Annotated in this window: 20 protein-coding genes; 13 read left to right on the top strand and 7 right to left on the bottom strand. The window is 52.9% G+C overall.

From position 1 onward, the window contains the following. Positions 1 to 75 precede the first annotated feature (75 nt). The 3 genes from rnjA to B9L21_RS18085 form a co-directional block, all read right to left on the bottom strand. On the bottom strand, positions 76 to 1,743 hold the full coding sequence (gene rnjA, locus B9L21_RS11125) for a ribonuclease J1 (RefSeq protein ID WP_063166432.1): 1,668 nt from the start codon (positions 1,741 to 1,743) through the stop codon (positions 76 to 78). Continuing rightward, positions 1,740 to 1,955 (bottom strand): DNA-dependent RNA polymerase subunit epsilon, encoded by a 216-nt coding sequence (locus tag B9L21_RS11120; RefSeq protein WP_063166431.1) that lies wholly within the window; start codon positions 1,953 to 1,955, stop codon positions 1,740 to 1,742. The genes rnjA and B9L21_RS11120 overlap by 4 nt, the downstream gene beginning before the upstream one ends. 145 nt (positions 1,956 to 2,100) lie before the next feature. After that, positions 2,101 to 2,235: a hypothetical protein gene (locus B9L21_RS18085; RefSeq protein ID WP_257722307.1), complete on the bottom strand. Its 135-nt coding sequence runs from the start codon at positions 2,233 to 2,235 to the stop codon at positions 2,101 to 2,103. 183 nt (positions 2,236 to 2,418) lie between these two features. On the opposite strand from B9L21_RS18085, the gene B9L21_RS11115 reads away from it, so the two are divergent. After that, positions 2,419 to 3,195 (top strand): Cof-type HAD-IIB family hydrolase, encoded by a 777-nt coding sequence (locus tag B9L21_RS11115; protein ID WP_063166430.1) that lies wholly within the window; start codon positions 2,419 to 2,421, stop codon positions 3,193 to 3,195. 178 nt (positions 3,196 to 3,373) lie between these two features. Here the strand turns inward: B9L21_RS11115 and def are convergent, their stop codons facing one another. Further along, on the bottom strand, positions 3,374 to 3,928 hold the full coding sequence (def, locus tag B9L21_RS11110; protein ID WP_063166429.1) for a peptide deformylase: 555 nt from the start codon (positions 3,926 to 3,928) through the stop codon (positions 3,374 to 3,376). A gap of 526 nt (positions 3,929 to 4,454) precedes the next feature. Between def and pdhA the strand changes: the two genes are divergently transcribed. The 5 genes from pdhA to B9L21_RS11085 all read left to right on the top strand — a co-directional run bounded on the left by pdhA (position 4,455) and on the right by B9L21_RS11085 (position 9,789). Then, positions 4,455 to 5,564 carry a pyruvate dehydrogenase (acetyl-transferring) E1 component subunit alpha gene (pdhA, locus tag B9L21_RS11105; RefSeq protein WP_063166428.1) on the top strand — a complete coding sequence of 370 codons (1,110 nt, stop codon included), beginning with the start codon at positions 4,455 to 4,457 and terminating at the stop codon, positions 5,562 to 5,564. 3 nt (positions 5,565 to 5,567) lie between these two features. Continuing rightward, positions 5,568 to 6,545: a pyruvate dehydrogenase complex E1 component subunit beta gene (gene pdhB / locus B9L21_RS11100; protein WP_063166427.1), complete on the top strand. Its 978-nt coding sequence runs from the start codon at positions 5,568 to 5,570 to the stop codon at positions 6,543 to 6,545. A 72-nt stretch (positions 6,546 to 6,617) separates the two neighbouring features. After that, positions 6,618 to 7,913 (top strand): dihydrolipoamide acetyltransferase family protein, encoded by a 1,296-nt coding sequence (locus B9L21_RS11095; protein ID WP_063166426.1) that lies wholly within the window; start codon positions 6,618 to 6,620, stop codon positions 7,911 to 7,913. A gap of 4 nt (positions 7,914 to 7,917) precedes the next feature. After that, positions 7,918 to 9,330 carry a dihydrolipoyl dehydrogenase gene (gene lpdA, locus B9L21_RS11090; protein WP_063166425.1) on the top strand — a complete coding sequence of 471 codons (1,413 nt, stop codon included), beginning with the start codon at positions 7,918 to 7,920 and terminating at the stop codon, positions 9,328 to 9,330. A 216-nt stretch (positions 9,331 to 9,546) separates the two neighbouring features. Next, positions 9,547 to 9,789, top strand: coding sequence for a hypothetical protein (locus tag B9L21_RS11085; protein WP_063166424.1), 243 nt, complete (start codon positions 9,547 to 9,549; stop codon positions 9,787 to 9,789). Between the two features lie 125 nt (positions 9,790 to 9,914). Here the strand turns inward: B9L21_RS11085 and B9L21_RS11080 are convergent, their stop codons facing one another. Beyond that, a complete protein-coding gene (locus tag B9L21_RS11080) occupies positions 9,915 to 10,292 on the bottom strand; it encodes a DUF1885 family protein (RefSeq protein ID WP_063166423.1) in 378 nt (125 codons plus the stop codon). A gap of 201 nt (positions 10,293 to 10,493) precedes the next feature. Between B9L21_RS11080 and B9L21_RS11075 the strand changes: the two genes are divergently transcribed. Further along, on the top strand, positions 10,494 to 10,619 hold the full coding sequence (locus tag B9L21_RS11075) for a GapA-binding peptide SR1P (RefSeq protein WP_063167392.1): 126 nt from the start codon (positions 10,494 to 10,496) through the stop codon (positions 10,617 to 10,619). Positions 10,620 to 10,733: 114 nt separating this feature from the next. On the opposite strand, the gene B9L21_RS11070 is transcribed toward B9L21_RS11075, so the two are convergent. Further along, on the bottom strand, positions 10,734 to 12,206 hold the full coding sequence (locus B9L21_RS11070; protein ID WP_063166422.1) for an aminotransferase class I/II-fold pyridoxal phosphate-dependent enzyme: 1,473 nt from the start codon (positions 12,204 to 12,206) through the stop codon (positions 10,734 to 10,736). Positions 12,207 to 12,362: 156 nt separating this feature from the next. Here B9L21_RS11070 and B9L21_RS11065 point away from each other — a divergent pair, with 156 nt between their 5' ends. From B9L21_RS11065 to B9L21_RS11050, 4 genes are all read left to right on the top strand, one after another. After that, positions 12,363 to 13,322, top strand: coding sequence for an NAD(P)H-dependent flavin oxidoreductase (locus B9L21_RS11065; protein ID WP_063166421.1), 960 nt, complete (start codon positions 12,363 to 12,365; stop codon positions 13,320 to 13,322). Between the two features lie 16 nt (positions 13,323 to 13,338). Next, positions 13,339 to 13,635 (top strand): UPF0223 family protein, encoded by a 297-nt coding sequence (locus B9L21_RS11060; protein WP_063166420.1) that lies wholly within the window; start codon positions 13,339 to 13,341, stop codon positions 13,633 to 13,635. Between the two features lie 97 nt (positions 13,636 to 13,732). Continuing rightward, on the top strand, positions 13,733 to 13,948 hold the full coding sequence (locus tag B9L21_RS11055; protein ID WP_172796445.1) for a hypothetical protein: 216 nt from the start codon (positions 13,733 to 13,735) through the stop codon (positions 13,946 to 13,948). Between the two features lie 100 nt (positions 13,949 to 14,048). After that, positions 14,049 to 14,843 carry an inositol monophosphatase family protein gene (locus tag B9L21_RS11050; RefSeq protein WP_063166419.1) on the top strand — a complete coding sequence of 265 codons (795 nt, stop codon included), beginning with the start codon at positions 14,049 to 14,051 and terminating at the stop codon, positions 14,841 to 14,843. A gap of 52 nt (positions 14,844 to 14,895) precedes the next feature. On the opposite strand, the gene B9L21_RS17675 is transcribed toward B9L21_RS11050, so the two are convergent. Then, positions 14,896 to 15,069, bottom strand: a complete 174-nt coding sequence (locus B9L21_RS17675; protein ID WP_168157888.1) for a DUF5325 family protein — start codon at positions 15,067 to 15,069, stop codon at positions 14,896 to 14,898. Positions 15,070 to 15,186: 117 nt separating this feature from the next. On the opposite strand from B9L21_RS17675, the gene typA reads away from it, so the two are divergent. Together typA and B9L21_RS11040 are read left to right on the top strand one after the other, a co-directional pair. Continuing rightward, a complete protein-coding gene (gene typA, locus B9L21_RS11045) occupies positions 15,187 to 17,031 on the top strand; it encodes a translational GTPase TypA (RefSeq protein ID WP_063166418.1) in 1,845 nt (614 codons plus the stop codon). A gap of 106 nt (positions 17,032 to 17,137) precedes the next feature. Beyond that, entirely contained in the window at positions 17,138 to 17,446 is a 309-nt protein-coding gene (locus tag B9L21_RS11040) for a YlaH-like family protein (protein ID WP_063166417.1), read from the top strand. Positions 17,447 to 17,463 lie beyond the last annotated feature (17 nt).

The raw sequence follows: 17,463 nt of genomic DNA, 5'->3' as shown, positions 1-17,463 counted from the left end.
GTATCCAGCAGCCGGCGGCGTTATATCGTTCACGTCATAGAAAAAGGGGGACTTTGCGAAAGCCCCCTTTTTTTGTTAAATCTCCATGATGATCGGCAAGATCATCGGCCGCCGTTTCGTCCGTTCGTACAAGAACGGGGCGAGCGTTTCAGTAATTTCATTTTTAATTTCTGACCATTGATTCGTTTTTCGCTCAAGCACTTTTTCGAGATGTTTGGCGATGAGCGCCTGCGCCTCGCTGATCAAATCGCCCGACTCGCGCATGTAGACGAAGCCGCGGGAGATAATATCAGGCCCGGCAGCGATTTTGAACTCTTTCATGTTGATGCTGACGACAACGATCACGAGCCCTTCCTCCGACAAAATGCGGCGGTCGCGCAAGACGATGTTGCCGATGTCGCCGACCCCGCTGCCGTCGATGTAAACCGAGCCGGACGGAATTTTGCCGACGATGCGCGCTTCGCTGTCGCTGATGCCGAGCACTTCGCCGTTATCCATAATAAAGCAGTTTTCCTCCGGCACGCCGCAGTCGATGGCGAGCTTGGCGTGCATTTTTTGCATCCGGTATTCGCCGTGGATCGGCATAAAATATTTTGGCTTCATAAGCCGGATCATCAGCTTTTGTTCTTCCTGTCCGCCGTGCCCGGACGTGTGGATGTCGCTGAGCGGGCCGTGGATCACTTCGGCGCCGGCCCGGTACAGCATGTTGATCGTTCGGTTGACGCTCACCGTGTTGCCCGGAATCGGCGATGAAGAAAAGACGACGGTGTCACCCGGGATGATTTGAATTTGCCGGTGCGTGCCGTTGGCGATGCGCGACAAGGCGGCCATCGGTTCACCTTGGCTGCCGGTGCATAAAATCGTCACCCGATTCGCCGGCAGTCGGTTGATTTCGTTTGCATCGACGAACGTGCCTTTCGGACATTTAATGTAGCCGAGATCTTGGCCGATTTCAATGGCCGCTTCCATGCTGCGGCCAAAGACGGCGATTTTCCGGTTGTTGGCGACTGCGGCTTCCGTCACTTGCTGAAGCCGGTGGATGTTGGAGGCAAACGTCGCAAAAATAATCCGTCCGTCCACTTTGCGGAAAATGTCGTGAATGCTTTCGCCGACGCGCCGCTCTGACATCGTGAAATGCGGAATTTCGCTGTTCGTGCTGTCTGAAAGCAGGCAAAGGACGCCTTCTTTCCCGATTTCAGCCATTTTCGTCAAATTGGCTGGTTCGCCGACCGGCGTAAAGTCGAATTTAAAGTCTCCGGTATGGACGATTTGCCCGACTGGCGTTTTGACGACGATGCCGTAGCTGTCCGGAATGCTGTGCGTCGTCCGGAAAAAGGTGACCGCTGTTTTTTGAAAACGGATGACATCGTCTTCGCGAATTTCAATGAGCTTAGCTTGGCGAAGCAATCCGTGTTCTTCGAGTTTGTTGCGAATGAGCCCGAGCGCCAGTTTGCCGCCGTAAATGGGGATGTTCACCTGCCGGAGCAAGTACGGAATGCCGCCGATATGATCTTCATGCCCGTGGGTAATGAACAGCCCTTTCACTTTTTCCGCATGCTTCACTAAATACGAATAGTCCGGGATGACGTAGTCGATGCCGAGCAGTTCGTCTTCCGGAAATTTAATGCCCGCGTCGATCACAATAATTTCGTCCTGAAATTGTACGCCGTATGTATTCTTCCCGATTTCACCGAGTCCGCCGAGGGCAAAAACGCCAACTTGTTGATCTGTTAATAGTTTCATGATGAAGTCTCCAATACTTGAAAGTTAGCGCTTCGCTTTTCGTACTCCAGATGCGCCCCCTCTAACGGCTGAATATACTCGATATTGATCGGACGATCTTGCAGTTTTCGGCGTACGTCCCGCTCTGATTCTGCTTCGATGTAGAGCGTTTTCGTTTTTTCTCTCACGGGCACTTCGTCCGCATTTTCTTGGTAAAACACTTTGAAAATCATCGCGAAATCTCTCCTTATCGTACAATGATTGCTTTTTTATTATATAGGAATTCATCCTCGTTTTCATGTTTTTTATTGCCAACAGCAAAAAACAGGCGGGAGATGTGCCGACGATATGTACCATCTTTGACGAGTTTTGACCGTTTCATTCGCCAAAGTGGGAAAGAAGCCCTTCGTACGGAAGGGCTGTCGTTGTAACGGTTAGGCGATCAACTTTTTTCGGAGCAAATCTTTCCATTGTTGAAGCAGCTTTTTTTTCAGCTTTTTCAACATTTTTCATCACTCCTTACTTTTTATTGTACTCATTTTGCGACGAAAGTAAATGTTCTATTATATATGATATGTAGGCGAAGGCTTGTTTTTCATGGGTAAAAATGGAACGGATCGTGGCGTTTTGGTTGACATTCAGCTTGTTTTTCAGTACGGTAGACAATGAATTTATTTTTGGCAAGGGGAAGAGAATGTGGGCAGAAAAATCGTGTTTTTCGACATCGATGGCACGCTGCTTGACGAGCAAAAACAGCTGCCGCCGTCAACCATTGAAGCGATCCGCCAGTTGAAAACGGCCGGCGTCTATGTGGCCATCGCCACCGGGCGGGCGCCGTTTATGTTTGAACATGTGCGCCGCCAGCTTGGCATCGATTCGTTCGTCAGCTTTAACGGACAATACGTCGTCTTTGAAGGGAACGTGCTGTATAAACAGCCGCTCCGCCGCGAGAAAGTGAGGGCGCTGACGGAAGAGGCCCACCAAAACGGCCACCCGCTCGTCTTTATGGACGCCGAGCAAATGAGAGCGAGCGTCGACGATCATCCGCACATTCACGTCAGCATGGAGAGCCTGAAATTCGCCCATCCGCCCGTTGACCCGTTGTATTACGAAAACAAAGACATTTATCAAGCGCTGTTGTTTTGCCGCGCGGAAGAAGAGGCGCCATATGTGCGCAACTATCCGGAGTTCCGCTTCGTCCGCTGGCACGATGTATCGACGGACGTGCTGCCGGCGGGCGGCTCAAAGGCGGAAGGCATCCGTTTTATGATCGAGAAGCTCGGGATTGGCAAAGAGGATGTGTATGCGTTCGGCGACGGATTAAATGACATCGAAATGCTGTCGTTCGTCGGAACCGGGGTGGCGATGGGCAACGCCCATGAGGAAGTAAAACGGGTCGCTGACTTTGTTACGAAACCGGTCGGCGAGGAAGGGATATGGTACGGGCTGAAGCAATTGCAATTGCTTCCATAAAAAAGCGGCCTCCGCTCATCCAGCGGGACCGCCTTTTGTTTGTGAGACACGTCAGCTGCCGCCCGGAAATGTTTCCCTTCATGCAACCGTTGTTAGGTACGGTGGAGAACACCATTTCTTCATGTAGGAAATCACTCACTTGGCAGGAAACGGCCGCTCCTCTAGCCCCCGGCCGTTGCTACCGACCGATCGGAACCGCCCCGTCCGGAACGCTAAAGGGATCCGATGGATTAATATGGTCGTAGAACATAATGCCGTTTAAATGGTCAATTTCATGTTGGAAGACGATGGATGGCAGTCCTTTCAGGCGCAAGGTGACTTCTTCGCCGTCGATCGTCGTGCCGGTGACGGTGATGCGGCTATAGCGCGGCACATATCCCGGCACATCGCGGTCGACCGACAGGCAGCCTTCCCCGGTCGTCAAATAACATTGCTGTACGGAGTGGCTGACGATTTTTGGATTGAACAAGGCATAGCTGTATAACGTTCCGTTTTCGTCAGTCACATGGACGGCGATCATCCGTTTTGATACGTTAATTTGCGGGGCAGCGAGTCCGATGCCGGGCCGCAGCCCGTACTTAGCCGCCAGCTCCGGATCTTGGCTCATTTTGACATAATCAAGCAAGCTTTGCAAAATGCGCTTATCCTCCTCTGAAGGCGGCAGCGGAACTGGTTCGGCGACTTTCCGCAGCGTCGGATGCCCTTCTTTAATAATATCTTTCATCGTAATCATCCGCTTTTTCACTCCCTGTCTTTGGCATCGCTGTCTACATGTTAGTCTAACAAAAATGCCCGGCTTCCGTAAATGAAAACGCGGTTGCCTAGATATATTATTGAGGAATAAAGAAAAAGAAGGTTTAAATTTAGAAAACGCTCTCAACAATAAGAAAGATGGCAATATGATTTATATTTTTCCAAAAATATAAAACAGGATTAATACAGATTGTTGAAGATGTAATATAACAGTTTTATAACGTCAGCCTCCGTATTCCAAATTTATCCTTAGTAGTGATAAAGAAAGCAGGGAAAATCAAAGATGTTGACGGCTCTGAAAATAAAGTGTAAACTAAAGTTTGTGAATGGGCATTGTACTAATTTAAAGAGGAAAAACAATAATACAGATTTTTGGTGTTTTATTTGTTTGCCGTTGCCCCGGACGGTGGCCATTTTTTATTTCTTCTTCATTTTGGGTACATTAATAGTATATGGGTGAATGTAGCCTGGTTTCCAAATTTTGATGAAAGGCAGAGGTGAACAAAATGGGTGTGAAGACCTCCCAGTTTCCGTTTGCGGAGCAGCTCGAGAAAGTGGCCGAGCAGTTTCCGATGTTTCAAATTTTGAATGAAGAAGGCGAAATCGTTAATCAAGAGGCGATGCCGGACTTAAGCGATGAGCAGCTGAAAGAGCTGATGCGCCGCATGGTGTATACGCGCATTCTCGACCAGCGCTCCATTTCGTTAAACCGCCAAGGCCGTCTCGGTTTTTACGCGCCGACTGCCGGGCAAGAGGCGAGCCAAATCGCCAGCCATTTTGCGCTTGAAAAAGAGGACTTCATTTTGCCGGGATACCGGGACGTTCCGCAAATCATCTGGCACGGGCTGCCGCTTTACCAAGCATTTTTGTTCTCGCGCGGCCATTTCCACGGCAACCAAATTCCAGAAGGCGTCAACGTCTTGCCGCCGCAAATCATCATCGGCGCCCAATACATTCAAGCAGCCGGCGTGGCGCTTGGGCTGAAAATGCGGGGGAAAAAAGCGGTAGCCATTACATACACGGGTGACGGCGGCACATCGCAAGGCGACTTCTATGAAGGGATCAACTTTGCGGGGGCGTTTAAAGCGCCGGCCATCTTTGTCGTGCAAAACAACCGTTTTGCCATCTCGACGCCGGTTGAAAAGCAAACGATCGCCAAAACATTGGCGCAAAAAGCGGTTGCTGCCGGCATTCCGGGCATCCAAGTCGACGGCATGGATGCGCTTGCGGTCTATGCAGCGGTGAAAGCAGCCCGCGAGCGCGCCATTAACGGCGAAGGGCCGACGCTTATCGAAACGCTTTGCTTCCGTTACGGTCCGCACACAATGTCCGGCGACGATCCGACTCGCTATCGTTCGAAAGAGCTTGAAAACGAATGGGCGAAAAAAGATCCGCTGGTGCGTTTCCGCAAGTTTTTAGAAGCGAAAGGTTTATGGAGCGAGGAAGAAGAAAACCGCGTCATCGAGCAGGCGAAAGAGGATATCAAAGAGGCGATCAAAAAAGCAGACGAAACGCCGAAGCAAAAAGTGACCGACTTGATCAGCATCATGTACGAAGAGCTGCCGTTTAACTTGAAAGAGCAGTATGAAATTTATAAAGAGAAGGAGTCGAAGTAAGCCATGGCGCAAATGACAATGGTTCAAGCGATCACCGATGCGCTGCGCATCGAGTTGAAAAACGATCCGAACGTGCTTGTTTTCGGGGAAGACGTTGGGGTCAACGGCGGCGTATTCCGGGCGACCGAAGGGCTGCAAGCCGAATTCGGTGAAGAGCGCGTGTTTGACACGCCGCTGGCCGAATCGGGAATCGGCGGTTTGGCAATCGGCTTGGCGCTGCAAGGATTTCGTCCGGTGCCGGAAATCCAGTTTTTTGGCTTCGTTTACGAAGTGATGGATTCGATTTCCGGACAAATGGCGCGCATTCGCTATCGCACCGGCGGCCGCTACCATATGCCGATTACGGTCCGCTCACCGTTTGGCGGCGGCGTCCATACGCCGGAATTGCACTCGGACAGCCTAGAAGGGCTTGTCGCCCAGCAGCCAGGGCTGAAGGTCGTGATTCCGTCGACGCCGTATGACGCCAAAGGGCTGCTCATTTCGGCGATCCGCGACAACGATCCGGTCATTTTCCTTGAACATTTGAAGCTGTACCGCTCGTTCCGCCAAGAAGTGCCGGAAGGGGAGTACACGATTCCGATCGGCAAAGCGGACGTGAAGCGTGAAGGAAAAGACATCACGATCATCGCTTACGGCGCCATGGTGCATGAATCGTTAAAAGCGGCGGCAGAATTAGAGAAGGAAGGCATTTCTGCCGAAGTCGTCGACTTGCGCACCGTGCAGCCGCTCGATATCGAAACGATTATCGGCTCGGTGGAGAAAACAGGCCGCGCCATCGTCGTTCAAGAAGCGCAGCGGCAGGCTGGCATCGCCGCCAACGTCGTTGCTGAAATTAACGAACGGGCCATTTTAAGCCTCGAGGCGCCGGTGCTCCGCGTTGCCGCGCCGGATACCGTGTATCCGTTCGCCCAAGCGGAATCGGTGTGGCTGCCGAACTTTAAAGATGTCATGGAAACGGCGAAGAAAGTGATGAACTTCTAATAGCGGACAAGCCGGGGGAACGGAACGCTTTCCCCCGCCTATTTTCGGCAAACGATAGGAGGTCGACCTACAGTGGCATTTGAATTTAAGCTGCCGGACATTGGCGAAGGCATTCATGAAGGCGAGATCGTTAAATGGTTTGTGAAGCCGGGCGATGAAGTGAACGAAGATGACGTATTGTGCGAAGTGCAAAACGACAAGGCGGTCGTGGAAATTCCGTCCCCGGTGAAAGGGAAAGTGCTTGAGATCCTCGTCCCGGAAGGAACGGTCGCAACGGTCGGACAAACGCTCATTACGCTTGATGCGCCGGGATATGAAAACATGACGTTTAAAGGGCAAGAGCACGAAGAAGAGACGAAAAAAGAGGAAAAAACGGAAACGGTGTCGAAAGAGGAAAACGTTGGGGCCGCTGCCCCGGCAGCCGCAGCGGAAGCCGATCCAAACCGCCGCGTCATCGCGATGCCGTCTGTGCGCAAATATGCGCGTGAAAAAGGAGTGGACATTCGCCTCGTTCAAGGGACGGGCAAAAATGGCCGCGTCTTAAAAGAAGATGTCGACGCTTTCCTCGCCGGCGGCGCGCAACCGGCAGCCCAACCGGCTCCGGCACCGGAAGTTGAAGAAAAAGCAGCGCCGGCAGCGGCGAAACCGGCTGTGCCGGAAGGCGAATTCCCGGAAACGCGCGAGAAAATGAGCGGCATTCGCCGGGCGATCGCCAAAGCGATGGTGCATTCGAAACATACAGCTCCGCATGTGACGCTCATGGACGAAGCCGACGTGACGAAACTCGTTGCCCACCGGAAAAAGTTCAAGGCGATCGCAGCGGAAAAAGGCATCAAGCTGACGTTCTTGCCGTATGTCGTCAAAGCGCTCGTTTCGGCGCTGCGTGAATATCCAGTGCTGAATACGTCGATCGATGATGAAACGGAAGAAATCATCCATAAGCATTATTACAACATCGGCATCGCTGCTGACACGGACCGTGGTTTGCTCGTGCCGGTCATTAAACATGCTGACCGGAAGCCGATTTTCGCGTTGGCGCAAGAAATTAACGAGCTCGCTGAAAAAGCGCGCGACGGCAAACTAGCGCCAAATGAAATGAAAGGCGCATCGTGCACGATTACGAACATCGGCTCCGCCGGCGGGCAATGGTTCACCCCGGTCATCAATCATCCGGAGGTAGCGATTCTTGGCATCGGCCGCATCGCGGAAAAACCGATCGTTCGCGACGGTGAAATCGTCGCCGCTCCGGTCCTGGCGCTTTCGTTGAGCTTTGACCATCGAATGATCGACGGAGCGACGGCGCAAAAAGCGCTCAACCACATAAAACGGCTGTTAAGCGACCCAGAACTATTATTAATGGAGGCGTAAAACGATGGTAGTTGGCGATTTTGCAATTGAAACGGAAACGCTCGTCGTCGGCGCCGGCCCTGGCGGCTATGTCGCCGCCATCCGCGCCGCACAGCTCGGCCAAAAAGTGACGATTGTTGAAAAAGGGAATTTAGGCGGCGTCTGCTTAAATGTCGGCTGCATCCCGTCGAAAGCGCTCATCTCGGCCAGCCATCGCTATGAGCAGGCGAAACATTCCGAGGAGATAGGCATTAAGGCAGAAAACGTCACGGTAGACTTCTCAAAAGTGCAGGAATGGAAGGCAAGCGTCGTCAAAAAGTTGACGGGCGGCGTTGAAGGGCTGTTAAAAGGAAACAAAGTGGAGATTGTCAAAGGGGAAGCCTATTTCGTCGATGCGAACACGGTGCGTGTCGTCAACGGCGACAGCGCGCAGACGTACACGTTTAAAAACGCTATTATCGCCACCGGTTCGCGCCCGATTGAGCTGCCGAACTTCAAGTTTTCTAACCGCATTCTCGACTCGACCGGAGCGCTCAGCCTCGGGGAAATTCCGAAATCGCTCGTCGTCATCGGCGGCGGCTACATCGGCATCGAGCTTGGTACAGCTTACGCCAACTTCGGAACGAAAGTGACGATTTTAGAAGGGGCCGGCGAAATCTTATCCGGTTTTGAAAAGCAAATGGCGGCCATCATTAAACGCCGCCTAAAGAAAAAAGGCGTCGAAGTGGTAACGAATGCGCTCGCAAAAGGTGCCGAAGAGCGCGCAGATGGCGTTACCGTCACGTACGAAGCCAACGGTGAAACGAAAACCGTTGACGCTGACTACGTGCTTGTGACGGTCGGCCGCCGGCCGAACACCGACGAGCTCGGCCTTGAACAAATCGGCATTAAAATGACGGACCGCGGCTTAATTGAAGTGGATCAACAATGCCGCACAAGCGTCCCGAACATTTTCGCCATCGGCGACATCGTGCCGGGGCCAGCGCTTGCCCATAAGGCATCGTATGAAGGGAAAGTAGCGGCCGAAGCCATCGCCGGCCATCCGTCCGTCGTTGATTATGTCGCCATTCCGGCGGTCGTTTTCTCCGATCCGGAATGCGCTTCGGTTGGCTACTTTGAGCAGCAGGCGAAAGATGAAGGCATCGATGTCATCGCGGCGAAGTTTCCGTTTGCCGCCAATGGCCGCGCCTTGGCGTTAAACGACACGGACGGCTTCCTGAAGCTTGTCGTCCGCAAAGAAGACGGCGTCGTCATCGGAGCGCAAATCATCGGTCCGAGCGCATCCGATATGATCGCCGAGCTGGGATTGGCCATTGAAGCCGGCATGACGGCAGAAGACATCGCATTGACGATCCATGCCCATCCGACGCTTGGGGAAATCGCCATGGAAGCGGCCGAGGTGGCGCTTGGCACACCGATTCATATCATTGCGAAGTAACGGCAATGCGACCGGATTGAAGCGCGGACTTCATCCGGTCGCTTTTTATATTGAGATGGCCGTTTCGGAGTAACGGCTGGCCGAAGAGGGACGGTTTTTGTTTGTTTATGCCCCCACCAAAGCGGATGATCATCCATTTCTTGTCCAACTTCCCATACTATTTTCCGCTGTTGTTTCATATCGTTATGGTAAAGAAAAGCGGGAGATGGGGTCAAAATGAAAGCGTATGTTGCCTTTTTGCTGCAGATGATGATTTGGAGCAGTTTTTCATTAATCGAGTGGTTGTCAGGGCGGGATCGGCTGTTTTTCCGTGGGCTGATGTTGTGCGTCTTTATGTACATCGCGTTTTTGCTGGCGCGCCAGCTCGGCTTGGCAACGCGGAAGGCAGCGCTGACGACGGTCGTAACGGCAGCTGTTTATTTTGCCGGCCAGCATTTCATTTGGCAAGCCGTCCATTGACTCACCCCGCTTATCCGCGGCTTGAGCCAAGGATTCCGGCGTTCCCCTTTCAGCGAGGCAAGTCCGGTTGCCGCTTCTCTATCCGTCTTTGGAGCCATAAAAAACAGCGGTTGAACACCCGCTGTTTACAAGCCGCCAAATGTCATCGTTCGGCCGCTGAACAAATGCAGTTCACCGCCAAGCGTTTTCGCCAGCCATTTGCTGAATTCATTCGCTTTCCCTTTATCCCCGTTTGTCGCTCCCGGCGGCAGCGCCACATCAATGAACGTTTCTTCTCCGGCTGTTTGCACCGAAATGGCCATTCCTTTGTATAGACGGCCGTCCCCTTGCAAATATAGCACAGCCTCGCGTTCATGCACCGTATACGGGAAAGCGGCCTGTTCGTACGCCCAGCCGAGCTGCTCCCCGGTTTTGCTTAACGCCGTCCGGTAGCGCTCGAGCAGCTGTTTCGCTTCCTCGATTGTAATCGTTTTCCCTTCCGGCAGCTTCAGGCGCGTGTTCAACTCTCCTCTCTCCTTTCACCAACCTTTTGTCTCTTTATGTTCATTGTACCACGTTTTTCCGGCCGAGGGCGAAAAAGTTTGCGGATGGAAAAAGTGATCCTTTTTTTAAATGTGACATACAGATTAGGGGTTGACAATCAAAATATGATATATTATTATAAAGTCAACAACGAAATTTATCATCATAAAGGGGTTTTGGGGATGGGCACGATCGTATGTCAAGCGTGCGAAGCGACGATTGCGTATTTTGAAGACGAAAAAGTGACAACGCTTTACGGAAAATGCGATTGCTGCGAACACGACGACGAAGGCGGAGAAAGAGAGTAAGACGGTCAAACAAACGGGGGAAGGAACGGATAGGCGCACATGTGAAAGGGGCACATGTGCGCCGTTTGTTTTGCCCAAAAAAAGCACAAGCCGGTGTTTGCCCAGCCTGTGCGGTCAGCGAATCGGTTTATATTCTTTAATCACGCGCAACGTTTGCAGCGTATCATCTTCCGGGCCTTGAACGGGAAGGCCGGCGGCCAAATTCGTTTCGATGTACTTCAAGTTTTCTTCCGTAATGATCTCGCCCGGGATAAAAATCGGGATGCCCGGCGGGTACACCATCACAAACTCGGCGATAATCCGGCCCGCCGACTCGTGAAACGGCACGATTTCCGTTTCGGCATAAAACGCATCGCGCGGCGTCAAGGCGAGCGCTGGGATGTCCGGGAGCAGCACTTTCGGTTTCACCCCTTTTTCAGCTTGGTAGCTGAATTGCTCTGATAAGCGGCGGAGCGCCTCGACGAGCAGGCTGGCCTCGCGCTCGCCATCACCCGGGGTGATGATGCACAAAATGTTATATAAGTCGGAAAGTTCCACTTCGATGTGGTACGTTTCCCGGAGCCATTGCTCAACATCATGGCCGGTCAATCCGAGCTCTTTGACAGAAATGATCAGCTTCGTTGGATCGTAGTCGTATGTCGCCTCTGTGCCTAGAATTTCCTCGCCGACGCAATATAAATACGGGATCTCGTTGATTTGCCGCCGCGTCCAGTCGGCGAGGCGGATCGCCTTGTCAATGAGTTCCCGCCCTTTCGTCGCCAGCTGTTTGCGGGCGACATCGAGCGAAGCAAGCAGCAAATACGATGTCGACGTCGTCGTTAACATGCTTAAAATCGCCTGTACATGTTTAGCCGAGACGAGCCCTTCGCGCACGTTTAAAATCGAACTTTGCGTCAGCGATCCACCGAGCTTATGAACGCTTGTCGCCGCCATATCGGCGCCGGCTTGCATCGCCGAGAGCGGCAAGTCTTCGTGAAAATGGATGTGCACTCCGTGCGCTTCGTCAACGAGTACAGGAACATTATACGAGTGGGCGATCTCGACGATTTTTTTCAAGTCGCCGGCAATGCCGAAGTACGTCGGGTTGATGACGAGCACTCCTTTGGCGTCCGGGTGCTGCTCAAGCGCTTTTTCCACCGCCTGCGGCGTAATGCCGTGCGAAATGCCGAGCTCCTTATCGATTTCCGGATGGATAAAAATCGGCGTGGCTCCGGAAAACACGATCGCCGACATCACTGATTTATGGACGTTGCGCGGTACAATGATTTTATCGCCCGGTCCGGCGACCGACATGACCATCGCCATAATCGCGCCGCTCGTCCCTTGAACCGAGAAAAACGTATAATCGGCGCCAAACGCTTCAGCAGCGAGCTCTTGCGCCCGCTTAATCATCCCTTTCGGATGGTGCAAATCATCGAGCGGGCTGATGTTGATTAAATCGATCGCCAAGGCGTTTTCGCCGATGAAGGCGCGAAATTCCGGATCCATGCCGGCTCCTTTTTTATGGCCGGGAATGTGAAATTGGACCGGATCTTTTTTGGCGTGTTCCAGCAGTCCGGTAAACAATGGTGTTTCAAGTTGCGACAATGGTTTTCCACACCTCTTTACCTTAAAATAAAACAAATGCATTATAGCATTTATTTTTTCGTTTGCAAAGAAGAAATGAATGTCACGCGAAAAAAGGAAAACAGCGATGCAAACAAGAAATAAAAGAAGAATAAAACGAAAAGGAGGCGCAAGATGATGGAATGGAAAACGAGAGTGACAGAACTGCTTGGCATTACATACCCGATCATTCAAGGGGGGCTTGCCTACTTGGCGTACGCCGATTTGGCCGCGGCTGTCTCGAATGCGGGCGGCCTCGGACAAATTACGGCGATGTCGCTTGAAAGCCCGGAGCGGCTGCGCGAGGAAATCCGCAAAGTGAAAGACAAAACCGACCGGCCGTTTGGAGTTAATTTTGCCATCGGCCAGCACGGCCGCCCGTTCGCTCATATGCTTGAGGCGGCGCTTGATGAGGGCGTGCCGGTCGTCTCGGTCACCGGCGGCAATCCGGCGCCGTTTTTTGAACTGCTGAAAGGAACGAACGTCAAAACATTAGTGCTTGTCGCAGCTGTTCGCCAAGCGGTCAAAGCGGAAGAGCTTGGCGCCGATGCGGTGATGGTCGTCGGGCAGGAAGGGGGCGGCCACCTTGGCAAATATGACACCGGCACGTTCGTCCTCATCCCGAAAGTCGTTGATTCCGTATCGATTCCGGTCATCGCCTCTGGCGGCATCGCCGATGGGCGCGGGCTGATGGCGGCGCTGGCGCTCGGGGCCGAAGGAATCGAAATGGGGACGCGGTTTATTGCCACGAAAGAATGCGTCCACGCCCATCCGGTGTATAAAGAAATGATCGTTAACGCCACGGAGCATGACACGGTTGTCATTAAACGGTCGCTCGGGGCGCCGGGGCGGGCGATCGCCAACCAGTGGACGGAAAAAATATTGGAAATCGAGCGCCAAGGCGGCACGTACGAAGACTTGAAAGAATATATTAGCGGGGAGGCAAACCGGCGCTTCATTTATGAAGGAAAGGTGGATGAAGGGTTCGCTTGGGCCGGGCAGGCGATCGGGCTCATTCGCGACATTCCGTCCGTCGCGGAGCTGTTTGCCCGCATGATCGGTGAGGCGGAACAAATTCGGCGCCGCTGGGCAAACTAACGGCGGAGGTGAAACAATGGGGTATTCCTACCCGTTTTCCTATGATTGGTCAACAAAGGAAATCATTGATGTCATTAAATTTTTTACGGCGGTTGAAACGGTGTATGAACGAGGGATGAGGCGCGAAGAGCTGATGGACGTCTACCGTCGGTTCAAAGAGATCGTCCCGTCGAAAAGCGAGGAAAACCGGCTGTATGCCGAGTTTGAAAAAGAAAGCGGCTATTCGTCGTATGCGGTCATGAAGCGGGCGAAAGAGGCGAAAAACGGTGACTGGATCCGCATCGAACCAAGCGGGCTGAAGCGCGGTAGGTAAATGCACAAATTAGTTGCATACACCCCTTTTTCCACATAATATAATATAAAACAAAACGAAGCAGCACATTCCGTGAAGGGCGCCGGAAGTTTAGCGGATGATATGGAAAGGGGTGCGGACGGGGATGAAAAAAACCGCCAATTCGCTGAAACGGCCAGACGGAGACAAACGCATGGCGGTGTTGCGGCTCGAACTTGATTACGAATTAGCGACGCTGTATGAAGCCATGATGGAAAATGATGAAGAAAAGAAAAGAGAGTGCAAACGGCGGCTTGAAAAGCTGCGCCAAGAACTGATGCGCCTTCAAGTATGACCATTTTTAAGGCGAACCATCTTTGCGGTTCGTTTTTTTCTTGAACGGTGCCCACCCCTTTCCGGTTGCTGCATACATAACGAAGGCAGGAGGAATCGACATGGCAGGAAAATGGGAAGAGATCGACCAATATGCCCGGCAATGGATTAAAGAAGCAGGACGGCGCATTCGCGCCTCGTTTGCCGAACAGCTGACTGTCGAAGCGAAAGAAAATCGCAACGACTTAGTAACAAACGTTGATCGCGGCATTGAACAATTTTTTGCCGAACACATCCGCCGTCAGTTTCCCAGCCATCATGTATTGGGTGAAGAAGGGTTCGGCGATGAACTCGCTGCCTTGGACGGCATTGTATGGGTCATTGACCCGATTGACGGAACGATGAACTTCATCCACCAGCAGCGTCATTTCGCTGTGTCGGTCGGCATTTTTGAAGATGGAGCCGGCCAGCTTGGCTATGTGTATGACGTCGTCTTTGACGAGCTGTACTCCGCGCAAAAAGGGCGGGGGCTGTTTTTCAACGGCAAGCCGCTCGACCGCCTGCAGCCGGTGCCGATCGCGGAATCGATCATCGCTGTCAACGCGACATGGCTGATGGAAAACCGCCGCATCGACCACCGTCCGCTCGTGCGGCTGGCCAAAGAGGCGCGCGGCACGCGTTCGTATGGGTCGGCGGCGCTCGAGCTGGCGTATGTTGCTGCCGGACGTTTGGATGCGTATATTTCACCGCGCCTGTCGCCATGGGATTTTGCCGGCGGGATGATTTTAATCGAGGAAGCGGGCGGGGTCGTGACGAACTTAGACGGTGAGCCGCTTGATCTGCTCAGCCGCAATTCGGTGCTCGCCGCCAAACCGGGAGTACACGGGGAAATTTTGCAGCGTTATCTGCAACAATGACAGCGCGGGGCGCCGCAACAAAAAAGGACAAGCCTCTGGAGCTTGTCCTTTTTTATTCGCGCGTCCGTTTTTTATAAGCAAACCCGACGCCCATCATGGCGATAAAAATGAGTGTGGAGGCAGCGATGCCGATGACGCTTTGTTCGGCGATAAAAACGCCGATCGCCATGATGGCGGCAACCGCGAAAATCGCGAGCAGCAGCGGCACGAGCTGGATGCGTTTCATCCGCTTGACTCCTTTCTGGCAAAATAGGCACTTGTTTTTAGTTTACCGGAAAATATGCCGATTTTCTATGGTTGTGATATAATAGACAAGCAGTTTGCCTAATAGGAGTGAACGACATTGACGAATCAACGATTGGATTTGCGCAATATTGCGATTATCGCCCACGTCGACCACGGAAAAACAACGCTCGTCGACCAGCTGCTTCGGCAGTCAGGGACGTTTCGTGAAAACGAGCAAGTCGAGGAGCGGGCGCTTGACCGCAATGATTTGGAGCGGGAGCGCGGCATTACGATTTTGGCGAAGAACACAGCGGTGTTATATAAAGGAACACGCATTAATATTTTAGATACGCCGGGACACGCCGATTTCGGCGGGGAGGTTGAGCGGATTATGCGCCTTGTCGACGGTGTTTTGCTCGTCGTCGACGCATACGAAGGATGCATGCCGCAAACGCGGTTCGTGCTGAAAAAAGCGCTTGAGCAGCAGCTCGTGCCGATCGTCGTCGTCAACAAAATCGACCGCGAGTTCGCCCGCCCGGCGGAAGTCGTCGATGAAGTGATCGATTTATTTATCGAGCTTGGCGCTTCCGAGGAGCAGCTTGAGTTTCCGGTTGTATACACGTCGGCGCTGCGCGGAACATCAAGCCTTGATCCGGACCGGCAAGATGGCGACATGACCGCCTTGTTTGAAACGATCATCCGCCATATTCCGGCGCCGGCTGACAACCGCGACGAGCCGCTGCAATTTCAAGTGGCGCTGCTCGATTACAATGAATACGTCGGCCGCATCGGCATCGGCCGTATCTTTCGCGGCACGATGAAAACCGGCCAGCAAGTCGCTTTGTTAAAGCGCGACGGCGCCGTGAAATTGTTCCGCGTCACGAAGCTGTTTGGCTTTATCGGCTTAAAGCGGATCGAGATTGAAGAGGCGCACGCGGGCGATATCGTCGCTGTCGCCGGAATGGAAGACATTAACGTCGGTGAAACGGTGTGCCCGCCTGACCACCAAGAGCCGCTGCCGCCGCTTCACATTGACGAGCCGACGTTGAAAATGACGTTTCTCGTCAACAACAGCCCGTTTGCCGGGCGTGAAGGCAAGCATGTCACCGCCCGCAAGCTGGAAGAGCGGCTGCGCACCCAGCTTGAGACTGACGTCAGTTTGCGCGTTGAGCCGACGGAGTCGCCGGATGCGTGGGTCGTTTCCGGCCGTGGCGAGCTCCATTTAGCCATTTTAATCGAAAATATGCGCCGTGAAGGATACGAATTGCAAGTATCGAAGCCAGAGGTTATTGTCAAGGAGATCGATGGCGTTCTATGTGAGCCGGTCGAGCGGGTTGTCATCGATGTTCCTGAAGAATACACCGGGGCCGTTATGGAATCGCTGGGCAGCCGCAAAGGCGAGCTTGCTGATATGGTGCACGGCGGCAACGGGCAAGTGCGCCTCGTCTTTCTTGTGCCGTCGCGCGGCTTGATTGGCTACCGGAGCGAGTTTATGTCGCTGACGCGCGGGTATGGCATTTTAAACCACTCGTTTGACCATTACGCCCCGGTGCAGCCCGGTGCAATCGGCGGCCGCCGCCAAGGGGTGCTCGTCTCGATGGAAACCGGCAAGGCGACAGCTTACAGCATCATGCAGCTTGAAGACCGCGGCACGATTTTTGTAGAGCCGGGTACGGAAGTGTATGAAGGGATGATCGTCGGCGAACACAACCGCGAAAACGACCTTGTCGTCAACATTTGCCGCGAAAAACATATTACAAACGTGCGCTCGTCGACGAAAGAGCAGACGGTAACGATGAAAAAGCCGCGTCTTTTGACGCTTGAAGAAGCGCTTGAATATTTGAATGACGATGAATACTGCGAAGTGACGCCAACATCGATCCGCTTGCGCAAAAAAATCTTAAACAAAAGTGAGCGCGAAAAAGCGGAGAAGAAAAAGAAAGCCGCCCAACAGGCGAAATAACAGGCAGCGGACGTATGCATGGCCGCTGGCTGCAGCGCTCAGCGCTTGAGAAATCTGGAATGGCTTAGTTTCGGCAGGCCATCCGGGTGAATGGGGAGGGAACAGTGTGAATGTGCTCGAACGGCTGACGTTTTTCGCTTCACTCTATGACGTGCACGGCAATCCCGAGCGCGGCATGTGGCTGCTTTATGCCACCGTGTTGCTGCTTTCGGCGCTCGTGTATCGGCTTGGCTTTGCCCGCCGCCTGCCGCTGTTAAAAAGCGTCATCATTTATACGTTGCTCGCGCTCGGCTGCACGATTTTGACGTTTTTCGCCGTTTTTTTGCCGGTTGCGGAAGGATTGGCGGTGGCCGCTCTCGTATTAATCATTTACAAAGTTCGCCTCAAGCAGGCGAAACAGGAAGAGAAGCCATAAATAAAAAGGCGGTGGCG

Origin of the sequence: Geobacillus uzenensis (assembly GCF_002217665.1) — a bacterium.
GTDB lineage: Bacteria > Bacillota > Bacilli > Bacillales > Anoxybacillaceae > Geobacillus > Geobacillus subterraneus.
This window is presented reverse-complemented; position numbering and strand designations above follow the sequence as displayed.

What these genes read in the sequence shown, in the direction of transcription:
- rnjA (WP_063166432.1), bottom strand. Translation starts at nt 1,743, where the DNA reads ATGAAACTATTAACAGATCAACAAGTTGGCGTTTTTGCCCTCGGCGGA.
- B9L21_RS11120 (WP_063166431.1), bottom strand. Translation starts at nt 1,955, where the DNA reads ATGATTTTCAAAGTGTTTTACCAAGAAAATGCGGACGAAGTGCCCGTG.
- B9L21_RS18085 (WP_257722307.1), bottom strand. Translation starts at nt 2,235, where the DNA reads ATGAAAAATGTTGAAAAAGCTGAAAAAAAAGCTGCTTCAACAATGGAA.
- def (WP_063166429.1), bottom strand. Translation starts at nt 3,928, where the DNA reads ATGATTACGATGAAAGATATTATTAAAGAAGGGCATCCGACGCTGCGG.
- pdhA (WP_063166428.1), top strand. Translation starts at nt 4,455, where the DNA reads ATGGGTGTGAAGACCTCCCAGTTTCCGTTTGCGGAGCAGCTCGAGAAA.
- pdhB (WP_063166427.1), top strand. Translation starts at nt 5,568, where the DNA reads ATGGCGCAAATGACAATGGTTCAAGCGATCACCGATGCGCTGCGCATC.
- lpdA (WP_063166425.1), top strand. Translation starts at nt 7,918, where the DNA reads ATGGTAGTTGGCGATTTTGCAATTGAAACGGAAACGCTCGTCGTCGGC.
- B9L21_RS11085 (WP_063166424.1), top strand. Translation starts at nt 9,547, where the DNA reads ATGAAAGCGTATGTTGCCTTTTTGCTGCAGATGATGATTTGGAGCAGT.
- B9L21_RS11075 (WP_063167392.1), top strand. Translation starts at nt 10,494, where the DNA reads ATGGGCACGATCGTATGTCAAGCGTGCGAAGCGACGATTGCGTATTTT.
- B9L21_RS11065 (WP_063166421.1), top strand. Translation starts at nt 12,363, where the DNA reads ATGGAATGGAAAACGAGAGTGACAGAACTGCTTGGCATTACATACCCG.
- B9L21_RS11060 (WP_063166420.1), top strand. Translation starts at nt 13,339, where the DNA reads ATGGGGTATTCCTACCCGTTTTCCTATGATTGGTCAACAAAGGAAATC.
- B9L21_RS11055 (WP_172796445.1), top strand. Translation starts at nt 13,733, where the DNA reads ATGATATGGAAAGGGGTGCGGACGGGGATGAAAAAAACCGCCAATTCG.
- B9L21_RS11050 (WP_063166419.1), top strand. Translation starts at nt 14,049, where the DNA reads ATGGCAGGAAAATGGGAAGAGATCGACCAATATGCCCGGCAATGGATT.
- B9L21_RS17675 (WP_168157888.1), bottom strand. Translation starts at nt 15,069, where the DNA reads ATGAAACGCATCCAGCTCGTGCCGCTGCTGCTCGCGATTTTCGCGGTT.